Source organism: Vibrio genomosp. F10 str. 9ZD137, from assembly GCF_049974785.1.
Lineage (GTDB): Bacteria > Pseudomonadota > Gammaproteobacteria > Enterobacterales > Vibrionaceae > Vibrio.
The window spans coordinates 275-773 of the sequence record NZ_JBNGCJ010000220.1; the positions used below are offsets into that span (position 1 = coordinate 275).

The 499-nt window shown below is 48.7% G+C and carries 1 protein-coding gene; it reads left to right on the forward strand.

Annotated elements, in window-relative coordinates; translation table 11 throughout:
- On the forward strand, nt 1–499 hold a 499-nt coding region (locus ACP45E_RS03050), incomplete at both ends, for a VCBS domain-containing protein (RefSeq protein WP_241824256.1).

Here is a 499-nt window from a genome sequence, read left to right on the forward strand (position 1 = left end):
TGATGGCAAGCTGACCATCACAGACCCCGATGTAGGCGAGTCAGGATTTGAACGCCAAGGCAGCAATGGTTACGACTATCACGGCACCTATGGCGATCTAATCTTACTCACCGATGGCACCTGGCATTACCATGCCGATGCCGGGCATCTATCAGGTATAGGTGCTAGACCCACAACGCGTGGCACTGCAATTGACCAACTTGGTGAAGGGCAAAGCTTAACCGATACGATTACAGTCCATTCAAAAGATGGTACAACACACGATATTGTCATCACCATTCACGGCAGTAACGACAGACCTTACTGTTCATCTGAAGTGGTGCTTGCAAATGGCAGTGAAGATACACGCCAAACCTTAACCACCGCGCAACTATTAGCGAATACCGTCGATGTGGATGCCAATGACGCCGGTAAACTAACCATTGAAAACCTGCATGCTGACCATGGATCCATTCTAAACAATGCCGATGGCACGTTTACCTTTACCCCAGAAAAAGAC